Origin of the sequence: Enterobacter cloacae complex sp., assembly GCF_900322725.1 — a bacterium.
GTDB lineage: Bacteria > Pseudomonadota > Gammaproteobacteria > Enterobacterales > Enterobacteriaceae > Enterobacter > Enterobacter quasihormaechei.
The window spans coordinates 1,946,861-1,965,890 of record NZ_LT991957.1; the positions used below are offsets into that span (position 1 = coordinate 1,946,861).

Below are 19,030 nucleotides of genomic sequence, written 5' to 3' on the forward strand. Positions count from 1 at the left end.
AGTTCTCAGACGTTGACAACCCCTCTTTGAAAAAAAACGTTCAACCGTCTCTTTTTTGCTCAAAACCGTGCTATAGCGCCAGTTTTTCGAGCGTTTCGAAGCCGTAACGCTGTAAAACGGGTAAAAGTTGTTCAGTTTCTTTTGTTATCGCCATACAGAAAGCGATGTTCGCTTCCGCTGATTTCGCATCCGGCGCCTCGTGTTCCAGCAGCCAGGCCGTCCGACGCGCAATCGCCGCACCGGAATCTACCAGCCGGGTTCCTTCAGGCAAGACCTTTAATAGCTCTTCCTGTAACAGCGGGAAATGGGTACATCCAAGAACAACCGTATCCGGGGGTTCCTGCATCCGCAGCCATGGACGCAGAATGCGGCGCAGCTCTTCAAGCGAGACCGTCTCGCCGTGCAGCTTCGCTTCCGCCATTTCCACCAGCTCCGCGGAACCGAGCATGGCGATCTGGCATTCATTGGCAAAGCGCTCAATAAGCTCGCGCGTATAAGGACGTTTTACAGTACCGCGCGTCGCCAGCAAACCCACGATGCCGTTCGCCGTCAGACGCGCAGCAGGTTTAATTGCCGGCACAACGCCCACAACCGGGAACGGGAATTTTTCGCGCAGGGCAGGAAGAGAGACCGTGCTTGCCGTATTGCAGGCAATGACCGCCAGCGCCAGGGGGTAGCGCTTTTGAACCGCGGTAACGATTTCAACCACGCGCTCAACGATAAAGTCTTCACTCTTTTCCCCATACGGGAACGCGACGTTATCGAAGGCGTAGATGTAATGGAGATCCGGCAGGAGCTGCCGAATCTCATTATAGACTGAAAGCCCACCGACGCCGGAATCAAACACCAGCACGGTGGGACGCGGATCAGAAGGTGTAGCTGCCAGACAAGGTGTATTCCCGTCCTGCAGTTTCGTAGCCATAAACTGTCTCGTAATCTTTATCGAACAGGTTGGCTATTTTACCACGAACTGTGAGATGAGAGGTGACAGGATATGAAACCGCGACATCCCACAGGCTGACGCCGCCCATTTTTACGCGTTCTGTTGCATAGGTATTGGGATCAACGGCAACGTCATAGCGGGTGCCCAGATAACGGTACGCCAGATTCCAGTCAAGGTCCCACGCCTGCCAGTCAAGCTGATACTTAACCTGCTGCTTTGAGCGACGCGCCAGGACTTCGTTGGTTTTCGCATTGCGCGGGTCAACGTAGTCATAAGAAATTTGGTGCCCTACCGGTCCGGTATCGAACTGCGCCGTCGCCTCAATCCCTTTGATGCGAGCCTCATCCACGTTGTAATAACGGTAAGTCCGCGGGTCGCTGTTAATCAGGTTATCAATATCATTACGATAGCCCGTCACGCGCCAGTTTACTGGCCCCGTCAGGCCTTCAAAACCGCCTTCCCACTGCTTACTCTCTTCTGGCTTCAGGTCCGGATTGCCGTAATCCTTACTGTGGATCTGGCTCATGGTCGGCGCTTTATACGCTGTGCCGTAAGAACCGATGATGCGATACCCGTCGATGAACTCCCACGCGGCGCTGGTCTGCCAGGTGGCATGATTGCCAAAGTTAGAGTTATCGTCATTACGCGCCGCCGCTTCCAGCGTCACGCTGTTGAACTGCTGCATCGCTGAAAGGAACACGCCGGTGTTACGCTGTTCGTAACCTTTTTCCAGATAGCCCGTTCCCGCCTGGGTTTTCTGCTTCTGCCAGTCCAGACCCGCGCCGATATTGCCGTGCCCCACTTCAACCGTATTCAGCCACTGGGTGGTGTACTGCTTCACGTCATCCATGGTTGCGGAGTCAGCGTAGCGGCCTTTTTTCGGATCATAGTTCTGGTCTTTGCTGCGGCCATAGCCTGCCACCAGCTGTGACTGGAAAATACCCTGGTTGTAACGCAACCCGGTGTCCCAGTTCTGGCTGTAGACCTGACGCGTGTCCGGACGCCCGTCAATGCCGGTCGCGCCATAGTGATCGTAACCGTCGTACGCAGAGCGGTTATCGTAGCCAAAGCCACGGAAGAACCCGCTGACGCTGTCGGTAAACTGCTGTTCCACCGAGCCAAACAGAGATTTACTCATAAAACCATCGCGGTCTGGCTGGCGCGGGGCATCTTTTGCGGCAATATCAAAACCACGGGTATAGGTGTAATCCCCGGCCATGGTGATTTTCGTTTTATCGAACACCTGCTGGAAGGCACCGTTATAGTTTTGATACCCCTTTGAACCAACGCCCGCAGAAATTTCCGCGCCCGGCTTATCGCGCCCGGTAATGATGTTAATCACGCCGCCAATCGCGTCGGAGCCGTACAGCGCCGAACGCGGGCCGCGAATGTACTCAATACGCTGAATCAGCGAGGTCGGGATCTGACTTAAGTCGGGAACGTTGCTGATCCCGGCATTGTTCAGGGGGATGCCATCAATCAGCACCAGAACATGACGGGATTCCGTACCGCGAATAAACGTAGAAGAGGTCGACCCCATCCCACCGCTTTGTGCGATGTCCACGCCCGGCAGGCGTGACATGATTTCCACAACGCTCGTTGCCTGCCAGCGTTCAATATCCTCACGCGTCACGACGGATGTCGGAGCCAGAACAGTTTTTGCCGGTTGTTCGAAACGGTTTGCTGTCACCACCAACGAGTCAGCGCTTTCCTGCGCCCAGCCCGAAAATGCCGTGACGGAAAAAGCCGTCAACAGCGATACTTTTTTAATCATTGTTAAAGCATCCATAATATAAGAAGGATGCCGCAGGCCCCATCGATAGCACGCGATGATGAAACCAAATGCGACGTGGTTCCGGCAGGTCTTCGGGCTGGGTGGCGTTTATGGATGAAGACTTCCCGTATTCACAGTGTCTACAACGTTCATCCCGCCAGTCTTTACCGCTGCGCGTCAGCTCCAGATTTGCACTGGATTCCCTTTTCACTCTCAGGAGACCGGAAACAGAATGCTACAATTAGACACGTATAGATGTCCAGATAGCTATTAGCCATTAAATCTGGACATCCCCTGCACAATCCCTACAATCCCCGCGTAATTCTTTCTCACTCAGGATGCATCATGACCCCAGAACACCTCCCGACAGAACAGTACGACGCACAGCTGGCAGAAAAAGTTGTCCGCCTGCAAAGTATGATGACGCCATTCAACGCGCCCGTTCCTGAGGTGTTTCGTTCTCCGGTCAGCCACTACCGTATGCGCGCCGAGTTTCGCATCTGGCACGATGGCGATGACCTGTACCACATCATTTTCGATCAGCAGACGAAATCCCGCATTCGCGTAGACAGTTTTCCGGCGGCAAGTGAACTGATAAACCAGCTGATGACGCTGATGATTGACGGCGTGCGTAACAATCCAGTGCTGCGCAACAAGCTGTTCCAGATAGACTACCTGACCACCCAAAGCAATCAGGCCATTGTCTCTCTGCTGTACCACAAAGCGCTGACCGACGAATGGCGCGAGCAGGCCGAAGCCCTGCGCGATGCGCTGCGCGCGCAGAACATCAACGTGCACCTGATTGGCCGCGCGACCAAAACCAAAATCATGCTGGACCAGGATTACGTCGATGAGCGTCTGCCGGTAGCGGGTAAAGAGATGGTTTACCGTCAGGTGGAGAACAGCTTCACCCAGCCGAACGCCGCCATGAACGTGCAGATGCTGGAATGGGCGCTGAACGCGACGGAAGGGTCGACGGGCGATCTGCTGGAACTGTACTGCGGTAACGGTAACTTCTCGCTGGCGCTGGCGCGTAACTTCGATCGCGTGCTGGCGACGGAAATTGCCAAACCGTCGGTGGCGGCCGCGCAGTACAACATTGCCGCTAACCACATCGATAACGTGCAAATCATTCGTATGGCGGCAGAAGAGTTCACCCAGGCGATGAATGGCGTACGTGAGTTTAACCGCCTGCAAGGCATTGATTTGAAGAGCTACCAGTGCGAGACGATTTTTGTCGATCCGCCACGCAGCGGGCTGGACAGCGAAACCGAGAAGATGGTGCAGGCGTACCCGCGTATTTTGTACATCTCCTGTAACCCGGAGACGCTGTGCAAGAATCTGGAAACATTGAGCCAGACGCACAAGGTTGAACGTCTGGCGCTGTTCGATCAGTTCCCGTATACGCACCATATGGAGTGCGGCGTACTGCTTACTGCAAAGTGATGTGAATCTTGTAGGGCAGGTAAGCGAAGCGCCACCTGCCAAAAAAGCCGGATGGCGCTTCGCTTATCCGGCCTACAATGACAAAACCCTTTATTCTGGCAACTGGCTCTTGCGGCTACGCATACGAGAGCCAATCCAGAACACCAGCGCCACGGACAGTACCGCAGGCAGGAAGTTAGAGCCAATATCCGGGTATTCCGCACGCACCACGGTGCTGTACAGCAGCACACCCAGGATAAAACTGGCTGCGGCCAGCCCCGGTAACCCGACAGGCATGGTGCGGTTCAGATAACGTTGATGCAGGCAGTACACCGTCAGCACCAGCGCGATAATCGGGAAAATCGAGAACGGTACAATTGAGCTGAAAACCGCCGCAAACGTACCATTAATGGATAAGCCAGCGATCAATGCCAGCAACAGCGTTCCTTTATCCTGACCTGACTGTTTCATTACTCACCTTCACTCATCGTTTTGATGTGCCAACTTCTCTTGTTCACGGCGATACCAGTAGTACGCACCTTTAGAAATCATCCGCAGCTGCAATACCAGTCGCTCTTCGAGTTGCTTACGTTGTTCAATGCTGACGTCCAGCGCTTCGGCACCCGCGCTGAACACAATCGTCACCATCGCCTCAGCCTGTGCTTCGGTAAACGCACGCGGCATATGGTTTTCGAGTTCCAGATAGTCGGCAAGTTCCGCGATGAAATGCTGAATTTCACGCGCGACGGCGGCACGAAACGCGGCTGACGTCCCGGAACGCTCACGCAATAGCAGGCGAAACGCGTTAGGGTTATTGCCGATAAATTCCATAAATGTCGATACGGAGGTGCGGATCACGCTGCCGCCTTTGGCGATACGCTGACGCGCCTGACGCATAAGCTGGCGCAGCATTAAACCGCTCTCGTCGACCATGGTCAGGCCCAGTTCATCCACATCACGGAAATGACGATAGAAGGACGTTGGCGCAATCCCGGCCTCGCGCGCCACTTCACGCAGGCTCAAACTGGCAAAACTCCGCTCAGCACTCAGTTGACTGAATGCGGCTTCCACCAGCGAACGCCGGGTTTTCTCTTTTTGTTGTGCTCTTACGCCCATCACGATAGTTGAATCCTTCCAAAGGCCCGTTGGCACTATACCAGAGAATAAAATTAATCTGTTTACCTGGCTTTGTGAATGATTGTTTACGCGCGGTTTGTGCCCCACTGCCCGAAAAAAGCACAACGATAATTGGGTTACCCAGGCAATGATGTTATGATTCTGTTGCTTTTATGTATAAGAACAGGTAAGCCTTGCCATGCCACATTCCTACGATTACGACGCAATAGTTATTGGTTCCGGCCCGGGCGGCGAAGGTGCTGCTATGGGTCTGGTAAAACAGGGAGCCAGAGTAGCGGTGATTGAGCGCTACCATAATGTTGGCGGCGGTTGCACCCACTGGGGCACCATCCCTTCGAAAGCCCTCCGCCACGCCGTTAGCCGCATTATCGAATTTAACCAGAATCCTCTTTACAGCGACCACTCCCGACTTCTTCGTTCCTCCTTTGCCGATATCCTGAATCACGCAGACACGGTCATTAACCAGCAGACGCGCATGCGTCAGGGTTTTTATGAGCGCAACCACTGTGAAATTCTGCAAGGCAACGCCCATTTTGTGGATGAACACACCCTGGCGCTGGAGTGCCACGATGGTTCGGTTGAGACGCTCACCGCTGAAAAATTTGTGATCGCCTGCGGTTCCCGTCCGTACCATCCGGCAGACGTGGACTTCTCGCACCCGCGCATTTACGACAGCGACTCCATCCTCAGCCTGCATCACGAGCCACGCCATGTGATCATCTATGGTGCGGGGGTGATTGGCTGTGAATATGCGTCAATCTTCCGCGGAATGGAGGTCAAAGTTGACCTGATTAACACCCGCGACCGCCTGCTGGCGTTCCTCGATCAGGAGATGTCGGACTCTCTCTCCTACCACTTCTGGAACAGCGGCGTGGTGATTCGCCACAACGAAGAGTACGAGAAGATTGAGGGCTGCGACGACGGTGTGATCATGCACCTGAAGTCAGGTAAGAAGCTGAAGGCGGACTGCCTGCTGTACGCCAACGGCCGTACCGGCAACACGGATTCGTTGCAGCTGGAGAATATCGGGCTCGAAACCGACAGCCGCGGTCAGCTGAAGGTCAACAGCATGTATCAGACCGCGCTGCCGCACGTATACGCGGTGGGCGACGTGATTGGTTACCCAAGCCTGGCCTCCGCTGCGTACGATCAGGGCCGCATCGCCGCACAGGCGCTGGTGAAAGGTGAAGCGACGGCGCATCTGATCGAAGATATCCCGACGGGTATCTACACCATTCCGGAAATCAGTTCTGTCGGGAAAACCGAGCAGCAGCTGACGGCCATGAAGGTGCCTTACGAGGTGGGTCGTGCCCAGTTTAAACATCTGGCGCGGGCGCAAATCGTGGGGATGAGCGTGGGTACGCTGAAGATCCTGTTCCATCGCGAGACGAAAGAGATCCTCGGGATTCACTGCTTCGGTGAACGCGCGGCGGAAATCATTCACATCGGCCAGGCGATCATGGAGCAAAAAGGTGGTGGCAACACCATTGAGTACTTCGTTAACACCACCTTTAACTACCCGACCATGGCGGAAGCCTATCGGGTAGCCGCGCTGAACGGCTTAAACCGCCTGTTTTAACGCGCTGTCGAAATGGCCATCCATCGCACCGCGGATGGCCTCTGCCAGCTGCTCATAGCGGCTGCGCAGCGGTGACCCCGGACGATAAACCAGACCAATGGTGCGACGCGGCTCCGGCTTGATGCATGGCAGATAGACCACGCCATCGCGTTTACGCTCGTGCGGCACCGCCAGCGCCGGCAGCAGCGTAATACCGCTTCCCGCCGCCACCATATTACGCAGCGTTTCCAGACTGGTTGCGCGGAAATGGGTATCTTCGTCAGCGCCCGCTTCGAAGCAGAAGCCCATCGCCTGATCGCGCAGGCAGTGGCCGTCTTCCAGCATCAACAGCTTTTCACCCGCCAGATCGGCCATCGGCACGCGATCGCGGTTCGCCCATGGGTGATCTTCATAGATCGCCAGCATCATCGGTTCGTCGAACAGCGGCACTTCAATAAACGCTTCACTCTCTTTGACCAGCGCCAGAATCGCACAGTCGAGCTTGCCGCTGTCCAGCTGCGCCAGCAGCTGATGGGTTTGCGCTTCGTGCAGGTACATTTCGAGTTTCGGGAACGTCTGGTGCAGCATTGGAATGATTTGCGGCAACAGGTACGGGCCAACGGTTGGGATCAGGCCAATATGCAGCGGGCCGGACATCGCCTCCCCCTGCTGGCTTGCCATTTCCTTGAGCACTTTGACCTCGCGCAGCACGGTGCGCGCCTGATCCACCAGCAGCAGACCTGCCTGGGTGAACAGTACCTTACGACTGGTGCGCTCCAGCAGCATTACGCCCAGCTCATCTTCCAGCTTGCGGATCTGGCCGCTCAGGGTAGGCTGGCTGACGTGGCAGGAATCTGCCGCGCGGCGAAAATGGCGGTGCTCGGCTAACGCTACCAGGTATTCAAGATCACGAATATTCATTATTCATCCTCCGTCGCCACGATAGTTCATGGCGATAGATAGCATAGCAATGAACGATTATCCCTATCAAGCATTCTGTTGAATAATACGCCACATAGACGAGGCGGCCGTGTTTGACCCTTGACGTCCCCGCACCGTCAGCGAGTTTCTCTCAAAACTCGAAAAACTAAAGCCAACGTGAACTTTTGCGGACCCCGTGGTCCGCTTTTTTTTGCAAAAAAAAGCCCAACTCAGGGTTGGGCTGGGGTTTTGTAGATCGGGTCAGGCGAAGCCGCCACCCGACGTTTCAGGCATCAAATCAGGCGGTTTTTCGCATCCGCAATCGCCTGCGCCACCTGCTTCGGCGATACGCCGCCTTTCGCTGCACGCTTATCCAGGCAGGATTGCAGGGCCAGAATCGGATAGACGTCATCCCCGATAACCGCGCTGAATTTTTGCAGGTCGGCCAGCGCCAGCGCTTCAAGGGCTTTACCCTGACGAATCGCTTCTACTACCGCTTCGCCCACAATATGGTGCGCCTCGCGGAACGGTACGCCTTTCGCCACCAGGTAGTCCGCCAGCTCGGTGGAGTTAGCATAGCCCTGCTGCGCCGCTTCCTGACAGCGCGGACGTTTCACCTGAATGCCGTCCAGCACCAGCGCGCCCATGTGCAGACAGTCCAGCCAGGTGTCGAGCGCGTCGAACAGCCCTTCTTTGTCTTCCTGCATATCTTTGTTATACGCCAGCGGCAGCCCTTTCAGGGTCATCATCATGCCGGTAAGCGCGCCCTGCACGCGACCGCACTTGCCGCGGATAAGCTCCAGCGCGTCCGGGTTTTTCTTCTGCGGCATCAGGGATGAGCCTGAGGTCACGCGGTCGGACAGCTCCACGAAGCCCGCTTCGCCAGAGTTAAAGAAGATCAGGTCTTCGGCAAAGCGCGACAGGTGCACCATCCCGATAGAGGCATTCGACAGCAGCTCCAGCACGTGGTCACGATCAGAGACGCTGTCCAGGCTGTTGCGGGTGGCGGAAGCAAAGCCCAGCCAGCCTGCCAGCTGCTCGCGGTCGATTTCATATGCGGTACCGGCCAGCGCGCCGCTGCCCAGCGGGCTCACGTCCAGACGCGTTAGGGTATCCTGCAACCGGCTTTCATCACGCGCCAGCATCTCAACGTAGGCCAGACACCAGTGCGCGAACGTCACCGGCTGCGCGCGTTGCAGGTGGGTATAACCCGGCATCACCGCGTCCTGGTTGTTCTGCGCGGTTTCCACCAGCGCGCCCTGCAACTGACGATTTGCCGCCAGCAGTTCGCCTATGGTCTCTTTGCACCACAGCTTCAGGTCGGTCGCAACCTGGTCATTACGGCTACGGCCGGTATGCAGTTTTTTACCCAGCTGGCCGACTTTGTCGATGAGTTTACCTTCCACCCAGCTGTGAATATCTTCGGCATCGCTCTGGAGGATTTGCTGCGGATCCAGACGCACCTCTTCCAGCAGGTTGTTCAGCGCCTCTTCCAGCTGCTGCTGTTCGTCTGCGGTCAGCACGCCAACGGTCACCAGCGCTTTGGACCAGGCCACAGAGCCGACGATATCCTGTTCGGCCAGGCGGTAGTCGAAGCGCAAAGAGTCGTTGAACTGTTTGAACCGCTGATCCGCTGCCTGTGTAAAACGCCCACCCCAAAGTGCCATAACGAATTTCCTTAATGATGATATTTTTGCCCGGTGGCGCTGCGCTTACCGGGCCTACAAAATTCACGTAGGCCGGATAAGCGAAGCGCCATCCGGCACAGAATCTTAAGCCAGAATACGCGTACCAATCGGCGTGCCGTTGAACAGCGCCGGAAGCTGCTCCGCGTGGCGCCAGGAGGCGATATCCACCGGGCGACCCAGCGTGCGCGCCGCATCCAGCGCCGCATTCACCTTAACGATCATGCCGTCGGTGATAATGCCCTGATCGATCAGCTGCTCGGCTTTTGCGGCGGTCATTTCCGCAATACGCTGGCCTTTGCCGTCCAGAATGCCGCTCACGTCGGAGAGCAAGATCAGGTCAGCGCCCAGCGTGGCCGCCAGGGCGGTTGCCGCCTGGTCCGCGTTGACGTTCATCAGCTCGCCCGCTTCGGTCACGCCGATAGAGCTCACTACCGGCAGAAAACCGCCTTCCAGCAGGGTGTTAATCAGCTTAGGCGAACCTGGCTGCGCCAGTCCAACATGGCCGAGCTCTTCGTCAAGCTGGGTCACTTTTACGCTGTCACCGTCGCCCAGGTAGAGGCCAACGGAGGCGATATGGTGTTTCTTCGCCCATGCCAGCAGCGTTTTGTTCGCCGTGCCCGCCAGCGCGCCGGTAATGATGTCAATCTGGTCAGCAGGGGTGACGCGCAGGCCATTTTTCTTTTTCACCGGCAGATTCAGCCCTTTCATCAGCTCATCCACCACGCAGCCGCCGCCGTGCACAATCACCAGCGGGCGCTGGTGCGATTCGCGATAGTTCACCAGCGCGGTAAACAGGCGCTCCAGCGCTTCTTCGCTGTCCAGCAGTACACCACCGAGTTTGATAATTAATGGGTTCATCATCACACCTTAAATAAGAGCCTGCGTTTCAGGGAAGCCGAAACGAATATTTGCACACTGCATTGCCTGTGCGGCAGCGCCTTTCAGTAAGTTATCTTCTGCGGCAACCACAATCAGATGTTCGCCCTGTACGGCAAAGCCGATGTCGCAGAACGGCAGGCCAACCACGTTTTTCAATGCCGGCACGCCTTTGTCGTACAGACGCACCAGCGGTTTATCCGCGTATGCCTGCGTGAAGGCCTCGCTCACCTGCGCCTGGGTCACGCCCGGCTTCAGGCGGCAGGTAATGGTTTCGAGGATCCCGCGCGGGAAGCTGCCGAGGTGCGGGGTGAAGATCACCTCCGCGCCCAGATGCGTGGTGATTTCAGGGTGATGACGGTGATTGAACACGCCATACGGCTGAAGGCTCACTTCGCAGAAGCTGTTGGAGATAGCGGCCTTGCGCCCTGCTCCGCTCACGCCGCTGGTGGCGTTGATCACCGGCCACTGGTGCAGATCCAGCAGACCGGCGTCGATCAATGGCTTCAGCGAGAGCTGCGCCGCCGTCGGGTAGCAGCCCGGCACGGCAATCAGGTTCGCTTCTTTCAGTTTATCGGCGCTCCACTCCGCCAGGCCGTAGACCGCTTTTTCAAGCAGATCCGGATGCTGATGGGAGAAACCGTAATATTTTTCGTAGAACGCGCTGTCGTTTACGCGAAACGCGCCGGAGAGGTCAAAGACCACGCAGCCGGCCGCTAAAAATTGCGGTGCCAGGTCGTGGCTGACTTCATGCGCCGTGGCTAAAAACACCACGTCAACGCCATCGGTGAACTCGCTGATGTCGGACATCGGCTGCAACGGCAGATCGACAATGCCTTTAAGCTGCGGATGCAAATCAGAAATTAACTTTCCGGCATCATTGCTTTGCGCTGACACGGTCAAAGCGGTTATGGTCATATGAGGGTGGCGATTTACGTAGCTTACAAGCTCTGCGCCCGCATAACCGCTAGCGCCTACAATCAGCGTATTCAACATCGGGTTCCTTTATGCTCAACGTTAATGTATTTTTATTCACATTTATTGCATGAATATTGATACTATCACGACCTAAGGTGTGTCAACAATGAAAATGAACTTACCGCCATTTATCGAGATTTACCGCGCCCTGATTGCCACACCCTCCATCAGCGCGACGGAAGAAGCGCTGGATCAGAGCAATGAGTCTTTAATCAATCTGCTGGCGGGTTGGTTTAGCGATCTTGGGTTTAACGTTGAGGTTCAGCCCGTCCCCGGAACACGCCACAAATTTAACCTGCTCGCCAGTACCGGAACCGGTGCGGGCGGCCTGCTGCTGGCCGGTCATACCGACACCGTGCCGTTTGACGATGGCCGCTGGACGCGCGATCCGTTCACGCTGACCGAACACGACAACAAGCTCTACGGTCTCGGCACGGCGGACATGAAAGGCTTCTTCGCCTTTATCCTCGACGCGCTGCGTGACGTGGACGTGACAACCCTGAAAAAGCCGCTCTACATTCTGGCGACCGCCGATGAAGAGACCAGCATGGCGGGTGCACGTTATTTCTCTGAAAACACGTCGATTCGCCCGGACTGCGCGATCATCGGCGAGCCCACCTCTCTGCAACCGATTCGTGCGCACAAAGGCCATATTTCTACCGCGGTGCGCGTGCTGGGCCAGTCCGGTCACTCCAGCGATCCGGCGCGCGGCGTGAACGCCATTGAGCTGATGCACGACGCCATTGGCCGCATCATGACCCTGCGCGACGATTTGAAAGAGCGTTATCACTACGAGGCGTTTACCGTGCCTTATCCAACGCTGAACCTCGGTAGCCTGCACGGCGGCGATGCGTCCAACCGTATCTGCGCCTGCTGCGAACTGCATATGGATATTCGTCCGCTGCCGGGCATGACGCTGAGCGATCTGGATGGCCTGTTGAACGAAGCGCTGGCTCCGGTCAGCGAGCGCTGGCCGGGACGCCTGACGGTCTCTGAACTGCATCCGCCGATTCCAGGCTACGAATGCCCGCCAGACCATCAGCTGGTTCAGGTCGTGGAAAAACTGCTCGGCGAGAAAACCGACGTGGTGAACTACTGCACCGAAGCACCGTTTATTCAGACCCTGTGCCCGACGCTGGTTCTTGGTCCTGGCTCCATTAACCAGGCCCATCAGCCGGATGAGTATCTGGAAACCCGCTTCATCAAGCCCACCCGCGAACTGATTACCCAGGTTGTGCATCATTTCTGCTGGCATTAATGACGCTTCCCCTCTCCCTGGAGAGGGGGAAAATCCCGCGATCTCCGTCACATTCCCATAAGCATCTCTTATCTGACGCGAAGCGAATTAAATTTCGTAAATTGCCCGCATTTATTCGTTTGCTGAACCGTTTTCGCAGCAATTGACGACGGGGGTTTTACGTGGCTTTATAAAGGGAGATGACAAAATAATGTCCAGAAGATTTTCGCCTGGGCATAAACAAAAATGATGGGGTGACTGGGTTTTTATGAACGAACAATATTCCGCGTTGCGTAGTAATGTCAGCATGCTCGGCAAAGTGCTTGGAGATACCATCAAAGACGCATTAGGGGAGAACATTCTCGACCGCGTTGAAACCATCCGCAAGCTGTCCAAATCTTCCCGTGCCGGTAACGAGGCAAATCGTCAGGAGCTGCTCACCACCTTGCAGAACCTTTCTAACGATGAGCTGCTGCCCGTTGCCCGCGCCTTTAGCCAGTTCCTGAACCTGGCAAACACCGCTGAGCAATACCACAGCATTTCGCCAAAAGGCGAAGCGGCCAGCAACCCGGAAGTCATTGCCCGCACCCTTCGTAAACTCAAAGACCAGCCCGACCTCAACGAAGCGACCATCAAAAACGCGGTGGAATCCCTTTCGCTGGAGCTGGTTCTGACCGCACACCCAACCGAAATAACCCGTCGTACGCTGATCCACAAAATGGTGGAAGTGAACAACTGCCTGAAGCAACTGGATAACAAAGACATTGCCGACTACGAACGTAACCAGCTGATGCGCCGTCTGCGCCAGCTGATTGCCCAGTCCTGGCACACCGATGAAATTCGTAAGCATCGCCCAAGCCCGGTCGACGAAGCCAAATGGGGCTTTGCGGTGGTGGAAAACAGCCTGTGGGAAGGGGTGCCTAACTACCTGCGCGAGCTGAACGAACAGCTGGAAGAGAACCTCGGCTATCGCCTGCCGGTAGACTTTGTGCCGGTGCGCTTTACCTCCTGGATGGGCGGTGACCGCGACGGCAACCCGAACGTGACGGCGGAAATCACCCGTCACGTCCTGCTGCTGAGCCGCTGGAAAGCGACCGACCTGTTCCTGAAAGATATTCAGGTGCTGATCTCCGAGCTGTCGATGGTAGAAGCGACGCCGGAACTGCGTGCGCTGGCCGGTGAAGAAGGTGCCAGCGAGCCGTACCGTTTCCTGATGAAAAAACTGCGCGGTCAGCTGCTTGCAACTCAGGCCTGGCTGGAAGCGCGCCTGAAAGGCCAGCGCCTGCCAAAGCCAGAAGGTCTGCTGAGCCAGAACGAACAGCTCTGGGAACCGCTGTATGCCTGTTATAAATCGCTCCAGGCCTGCGGAATGGGCATCATTGCGAATGGCGAACTGCTCGATACCCTGCGTCGCGTGAAGTGTTTCGGCGTACCGCTGGTGCGTATCGACGTCCGTCAGGAAAGTACCCGCCATACCGAAGCGCTGGGCGAACTGACCCGCTATCTCGGCATCGGCGACTATGAAAGCTGGTCAGAAGCCGACAAGCAGGCGTTCCTGATCCGCGAGCTGAACTCCAAGCGCCCTCTGCTGCCGCGCAACTGGGAGCCAAGCAATGATACCCGCGAAGTGCTCAACACCTGTAAAGCGATCGTGGATGCGCCGAAAGGATCGGTGGCCGCCTATGTGATCTCCATGGCGAAAACCCCGTCCGACGTGCTGGGCGTTCACCTTCTGCTGAAAGAAGCGGGCATCGACTACGCTCTGCCTGTCGCGCCGCTGTTTGAGACCCTCGACGACCTGAACAACGCCAACGACGTGATGACCCAGCTGCTTAACATCGACTGGTATCGCGGCTTTATTCAGGGCAAACAGATGGTGATGATTGGCTATTCCGACTCCGCGAAAGATGCGGGCGTGATGGCGGCGTCCTGGGCGCAGTATCAGGCGCAGGATGCATTGATCAAAACCTGCGAGAAAGCCGGTATTGAGCTGACCCTGTTCCACGGTCGCGGCGGCTCCATTGGCCGCGGTGGCGCACCTGCTCACGCGGCGCTGCTCTCTCAACCACCGGGAAGCCTGAAAGGCGGCCTGCGCGTGACCGAGCAGGGCGAGATGATCCGCTTCAAATACGGTCTGCCGGAAGTGACCATCAGCAGCCTGTCGCTCTATACCAGTGCGATCCTGGAAGCGAACCTGCTGCCGCCGCCAGAGCCAAAAGAGTCCTGGTGTCGCATCATGGACGAGCTGTCAGACATCTCCTGCGACCTGTACCGTGGCTACGTGCGTGAAAACAAAGACTTCGTGCCTTACTTCCGTTCAGCAACGCCTGAGCAGGAGCTGGGTAAACTGCCGCTGGGTTCGCGTCCGGCCAAGCGTCGCCCGACCGGCGGCGTCGAGTCCCTGCGCGCCATTCCGTGGATCTTCGCCTGGACGCAAAACCGCTTAATGCTGCCCGCCTGGCTGGGTGCCGGTGCGGCGCTGCAAAAAGTGGTGGAAGACGGTAAGCAGAGCGAGCTGGAAACCATGTGCCGCGACTGGCCGTTCTTCTCCACCCGTCTGGGCATGCTGGAGATGGTCTTCTCGAAAGCCGACCTGTGGCTGGCGGAATACTACGATCAGCGCCTGGTGAAACCAGAGCTGTGGACGCTGGGTAAAGAGCTGCGCGAGCTGCTGGAAGGCGACATCAAGGTAGTGCTGGATATCGCCAACGATTCCCACCTGATGGAAGACCTGCCGTGGATCGCCGAATCAATCCAGTTGCGTAACATCTACACCGACCCGCTGAACGTTTTACAGGCTGAACTGCTGCACCGTTCCCGCCTGGCGGAAGAGGAAGGTAAAGAGCCGGATCCGCGCGTTGAACAGGCGCTGATGGTGACGATTGCCGGCGTTGCGGCGGGTATGCGTAACACCGGTTAATGCTTAATGCCCGGCAGCGCTAAGCCTGCCGGGCACATCTCGATCTTCCCTCTTCCCTACCGCCCGTAAGGCAATCACGCTTCCCTTAGACATAGCGCAACAAATGTCCGGCACGCCGGGAGTAGAGTCACTCTCAGAGCCGTTCGAACAGGACAGGATTTACCTCAAACACTAAGGGAGTAATGTTATGGACCGTATTATTCAATCCCCGGGAAAATACATCCAGGGTGCTGATGTGCTCACCCGTCTCGGCGACTATCTGAAGCCGCTGGCAGCCCGCTGGCTGGTGGTGGGCGATAAGTTTGTGCTGGGTTTTGCTGAAGAAACCCTGCGCCAGAGCTTCAGACAAGCCGATCTCCACGCCGAAATTGCGCCGTTTGGCGGCGAATGTTCGCAAAATGAAATCGATCGTCTGAAAAAACTGGCCGACAGCGCCGACTGTCTGGCAGTGCTGGGTATCGGCGGCGGTAAAACGCTGGATACTGCCAAAGCGCTTGCGCACTTTATGAACGTTCCGGTTGCCGTTGCCCCGACCATCGCCTCCACCGATGCGCCGTGCAGCGCCCTGTCCGTGATTTACACCGACAGCGGTGAGTTCGAGCGTTATCTGATGCTGCCGCACAACCCGAACATGGTGATTGTCGACACCAAAGTAGTGGCGGGTGCACCGGCTCGCCTGCTCGCCGCCGGGATTGGCGATGCGCTGGCTACCTGGTTTGAAGCGCGCGCCTGCTCGCGCAGCGGCGCCACGACCATGGCGGGCGGCAAATGCACGCAGGCGGCGCTAGCGCTGGCAGAGCTGTGCTACAACACGCTGGTTGAAGAGGGTGAGAAAGCGATGCTGGCGGCAGAGCAGCACGTGGTGACGCCCGCGCTGGAACGCATTATCGAAGCCAACACCTATCTCAGCGGCGTGGGTTTTGAAAGCGGCGGTCTGGCGGCGGCGCACGCCATTCACAACGGCATGACGGCGGTACCGGATGCACATCATTTCTACCACGGTGAAAAGGTCGCGTTCGGCACGCTGACGCAGCTAGTTCTGGAGAACGCGCCGGTTGAAGAAATAGAGACCGTCGCCGCGCTTTGCCACAGCGTTGGACTGCCGATCACCCTGGCGCAGCTAAACATCAAAGAGGATATCCCGGCCAAAATGCGGCTGATCGCGGAAGCGTCCTGTGCCGAAGGGGAAACCATTCATAACATGCCTGGCGGCGTAACGGCGGATCAGGTGTATGCGGCGCTGCTGGTTGCGGACCAGTACGGACAGCGTTTCCTCCAGGAGTGGGAGTAATAAAAAAGCCGGGTGGCGCTGCGCTTACCCGGCTTACATGGCACTTTAATTTGTAGGCCGGGTAAGGCGTAGCCGCCACCCGGCACAAGGGTTACTTCACGTCAAAGCGGTCCAAATCCATCACTCGCGCCCACGCGGCAACGAAATCACGAACGAACTTTTCGTGCGCATCGCTGCTGGCGTAAACCTCGGCCAGCGCGCGCAGTACGGCGTTTGAACCGAAGACCAGGTCAGCGCGGGTGGCGGTGTATTTCACCTCGCCGCTGGCGCGATCGCTCCCGGCAAACAGTTCGTTTGAGTCGTCGGTCGCTTTCCACTGGGTGTTCATATCCAGCAGGTTCACGAAGAAATCGTTGCTCAGCACGCCCTCGCGGTTAGTGAACACGCCATTCTTGCTGCCGTCGAAATTTGCACCCAGTACGCGCAGGCCGCCGATCAGTACCGTCAGCTCCGGCGCGGTCAGGGTCAGCTGCTGGGCTTTGTCGATCAGCAGCGACTCGGTGGTAGACACATCCACCTGTGCGCGATAGTTACGGAAACCGTCGGCAATCGGCTCGAGCAGGTTAAACATCTCGATATCCGTCTGGTCCTGACGCGCGTCCACGCGGCCCGGGGTGAACGGCACATTGACGTAAACGCCTGCCGCTTTCGCTGCCTGCTCAACGCCCACCACACCCGCCAGCACGATGATATCCGCAAGTGACGCTTTGTTGGTGGTGCGCTGGATCGCTTCCAGCGCCGGCAGCGCGCGAACCGCCGCGGCGTTAACGTCCCAGTCGCGCTGAGGAGCCAGCGCCAGACGTGCACCGTTGGCGCCGCCACGCTTGTCGCCGCCGCGGAAGGTGGATGCCGACGCCCAAGCCACAGAAACCAGCTCGCTCACGGAGAGTCCCGAGGCCGCGATTTCCGCTTTCAGGCTTTCGATATCTTCCTGAGTCGGATGGAACACCGGCTGAGGCAGCGGATCCTGCCAAATCAGATCTTCCTTCGGCACTTCCGGACCAATGTACCGCGCTTTTGGCCCCATATCGCGGTGGGTCAGCTTGAACCACGCGCGCGCAAAGGCTTCATTGAAGGCCTGCGGATCGTTCAGGAAGCGACGGGAAATTTTCTCGAATTCCGGGTCAAAGCGCAGCGTCAGGTCGGTGACCAGCATGGTTGGCTTACGTTTTTTCGACGGGTCGAACGGGTCAGGCATGATCTCTGGCGCATCCACGGCTTCAAACTGAATCGCGCCCGCCGGGCTGCGGGTCTGCACCCATTCGTACTTGAACAGGTTCTCGAAGAAGTAGTTGCTCCACTGGGTCGGGGTTTGCGACCAGATGACTTCCAGCCCGGAGGTAATGGCGTCAGCGCCAATTCCGGTGCCGTGGGTACTGGTCCAGCCTAAGCCCTGCGCTTCAATCGGCGACGCTTCCGGGTCGGTGCCCACGTGCGTGGCTTCCCCTGCGCCGTGCGTTTTACCGAGCGTATGACCGCCGGCAATCAGCGCGACGGTCTCTTCGTCGTTCATGCCCATGTTGCCAAAGGTGGCGCGGATTGCCGCCGCCGCAGACAACGGTTCACCGCTGGCGTTTGGCCCTTCCGGGTTAACGTAAATCAGGCCCATTTCAGTGGCCGCCAGCGGGCGCTTCGCCAGCGCTTCCGGGTCACGGTGGGTCAGCCAGGCTTTTTCATCGCCCCAGTTCACGTCCAGATCCGGTTCCCAGACGTCTTCACGCCCGGCACCAAAACCAAAGGTGCGGAAGCCGGAGTTCTCCAGCGCCACGTTACCCGCGAGGATAAACAGGTCGGCCCAGGAGATTTTTTGTCCGTATTTTTGCTTGACTGGCCACAGCAGGCGGCGCGCCTTGTCCAGGCTGACGTTATCCGGCCAGGAGTTCAGGGGCGCGAAGCGCTGCTGACCGCGACCTGCGCCACCGCGACCGTCCACGGAGCGATAGGTGCCCGCGCCGTGCCAGGCCATACGGATAAACAGGCCCGCATAGCTGCCCCAGTCGGCAGGCCACCACGGCTGAGAATCGGTTAACAATGCCTTGAGGTCGCCCTTGAGGGCAGAATAGTCGAGCTTGCTGAATTCTTTGTGGTAGTCGAAGTCTTCACCCAGTGGGTTTGAACGGCTGGAGTGTTGATTAAGTAGATCGATGCGGAGTTGTTTAGGCCACCACTCTTTGCTGCTGGTACCTGCACCCGCGCTATGATCGACGCCGCCCTGATGGAACGGACATTTGCCGGCGGATGCCGCGTTATTGGTCTCGTCTGACATGCTCATCGCTATGCTC

Annotated in this window: 14 protein-coding genes, 1 pseudogene and 1 riboswitch; of the genes and pseudogenes, 6 read left to right on the forward strand and 9 right to left on the reverse strand. The window is 57.3% G+C overall.

Going from position 1 to position 19,030, the window contains the following annotated elements; translation table 11 throughout:
* Positions 1-70: 70 nt before the first annotated feature.
* On the reverse strand, positions 71-922 hold the full coding sequence (gene murI, locus DBR02_RS09780) for a glutamate racemase (protein ID WP_107534208.1): 852 nt from the start codon (positions 920-922) through the stop codon (positions 71-73).
* Positions 867-2,717, reverse strand: coding sequence for a TonB-dependent vitamin B12 receptor BtuB (gene btuB, locus DBR02_RS09785; protein WP_107534210.1), 1,851 nt, complete (start codon positions 2,715-2,717; stop codon positions 867-869). The genes murI and btuB overlap by 56 nt, the downstream gene beginning before the upstream one ends.
* A 66-nt stretch (positions 2,718-2,783) precedes the next feature.
* A riboswitch (cobalamin riboswitch) is annotated at positions 2,784-2,958 on the reverse strand.
* Between the two features lie 104 nt (positions 2,959-3,062).
* Between btuB and trmA the strand changes: the two genes are divergently transcribed.
* A complete protein-coding gene (trmA, locus tag DBR02_RS09790) occupies positions 3,063-4,163 on the forward strand; it encodes a tRNA (uridine(54)-C5)-methyltransferase TrmA (protein ID WP_063865469.1) in 1,101 nt (366 codons plus the stop codon).
* A 90-nt stretch (positions 4,164-4,253) separates the two neighbouring features.
* Here trmA and DBR02_RS09795 read toward each other — a convergent pair whose 3' ends face one another.
* Both DBR02_RS09795 and fabR read right to left on the reverse strand, forming a co-directional pair.
* Positions 4,254-4,613 carry a YijD family membrane protein gene (locus tag DBR02_RS09795; RefSeq protein WP_006808647.1) on the reverse strand — a complete coding sequence of 120 codons (360 nt, stop codon included), beginning with the start codon at positions 4,611-4,613 and terminating at the stop codon, positions 4,254-4,256.
* Between the two features lie 9 nt (positions 4,614-4,622).
* Positions 4,623-5,261, reverse strand: a complete 639-nt coding sequence (fabR, locus tag DBR02_RS09800) for an HTH-type transcriptional repressor FabR (RefSeq protein ID WP_003862059.1) — start codon at positions 5,259-5,261, stop codon at positions 4,623-4,625.
* Positions 5,262-5,457: 196 nt separating this feature from the next.
* Here fabR and sthA point away from each other — a divergent pair, with 196 nt between their 5' ends.
* Entirely contained in the window at positions 5,458-6,858 is a 1,401-nt protein-coding gene (gene sthA, locus DBR02_RS09805; protein ID WP_003862057.1) for a Si-specific NAD(P)(+) transhydrogenase, read from the forward strand.
* On the opposite strand, the gene oxyR is transcribed toward sthA, so the two are convergent.
* The 4 genes from oxyR to argC all read right to left on the reverse strand — a co-directional run bounded on the left by oxyR (position 6,841) and on the right by argC (position 11,318).
* The gene (gene oxyR / locus DBR02_RS09810) at positions 6,841-7,758 is read right to left on the reverse strand and encodes a DNA-binding transcriptional regulator OxyR (RefSeq protein WP_003862055.1); all 918 of its coding nucleotides are present in this window, start codon (positions 7,756-7,758) and stop codon (positions 6,841-6,843) included. The two genes, sthA and oxyR, sit on opposite strands and share 18 nt — an antisense overlap.
* Positions 7,759-8,051: 293 nt before the next feature.
* Complete coding sequence (argH, locus tag DBR02_RS09815; RefSeq protein ID WP_063865468.1) at positions 8,052-9,425, reverse strand: argininosuccinate lyase; 1,374 nt, start codon at positions 9,423-9,425, stop codon at positions 8,052-8,054.
* Positions 9,426-9,530: 105 nt separating this feature from the next.
* Positions 9,531-10,307 carry an acetylglutamate kinase gene (gene argB, locus DBR02_RS09820; RefSeq protein WP_107534212.1) on the reverse strand — a complete coding sequence of 259 codons (777 nt, stop codon included), beginning with the start codon at positions 10,305-10,307 and terminating at the stop codon, positions 9,531-9,533.
* A gap of 6 nt (positions 10,308-10,313) precedes the next feature.
* Positions 10,314-11,318 carry an N-acetyl-gamma-glutamyl-phosphate reductase gene (gene argC, locus DBR02_RS09825; RefSeq protein ID WP_063865466.1) on the reverse strand — a complete coding sequence of 335 codons (1,005 nt, stop codon included), beginning with the start codon at positions 11,316-11,318 and terminating at the stop codon, positions 10,314-10,316.
* An 88-nt stretch (positions 11,319-11,406) separates the two neighbouring features.
* Between argC and argE the strand changes: the two genes are divergently transcribed.
* From argE to gldA, 4 genes and pseudogenes are all read left to right on the forward strand, one after another.
* Positions 11,407-12,558 carry an acetylornithine deacetylase gene (argE, locus tag DBR02_RS09830; protein ID WP_023295619.1) on the forward strand — a complete coding sequence of 384 codons (1,152 nt, stop codon included), beginning with the start codon at positions 11,407-11,409 and terminating at the stop codon, positions 12,556-12,558.
* A 247-nt stretch (positions 12,559-12,805) separates the two neighbouring features.
* Positions 12,806-15,457 (forward strand): phosphoenolpyruvate carboxylase, encoded by a 2,652-nt coding sequence (gene ppc, locus DBR02_RS09835; protein WP_107534213.1) that lies wholly within the window; start codon positions 12,806-12,808, stop codon positions 15,455-15,457.
* Between the two features lie 67 nt (positions 15,458-15,524).
* Positions 15,525-15,632: pseudogene (locus DBR02_RS26975) on the forward strand (fructose-bisphosphate aldolase); the annotation flags it as partial.
* Positions 15,633-15,644: 12 nt separating this feature from the next.
* Positions 15,645-16,748, forward strand: coding sequence for a bifunctional L-1,2-propanediol dehydrogenase/glycerol dehydrogenase (gene gldA, locus DBR02_RS09845; RefSeq protein ID WP_063449728.1), 1,104 nt, complete (start codon positions 15,645-15,647; stop codon positions 16,746-16,748).
* A gap of 91 nt (positions 16,749-16,839) precedes the next feature.
* Here the strand turns inward: gldA and katG are convergent, their stop codons facing one another.
* Positions 16,840-19,020, reverse strand: coding sequence for a catalase/peroxidase HPI (gene katG, locus DBR02_RS09850; RefSeq protein ID WP_107534215.1), 2,181 nt, complete (start codon positions 19,018-19,020; stop codon positions 16,840-16,842).
* Between the last annotated feature and the right edge of the window lie 10 nt (positions 19,021-19,030).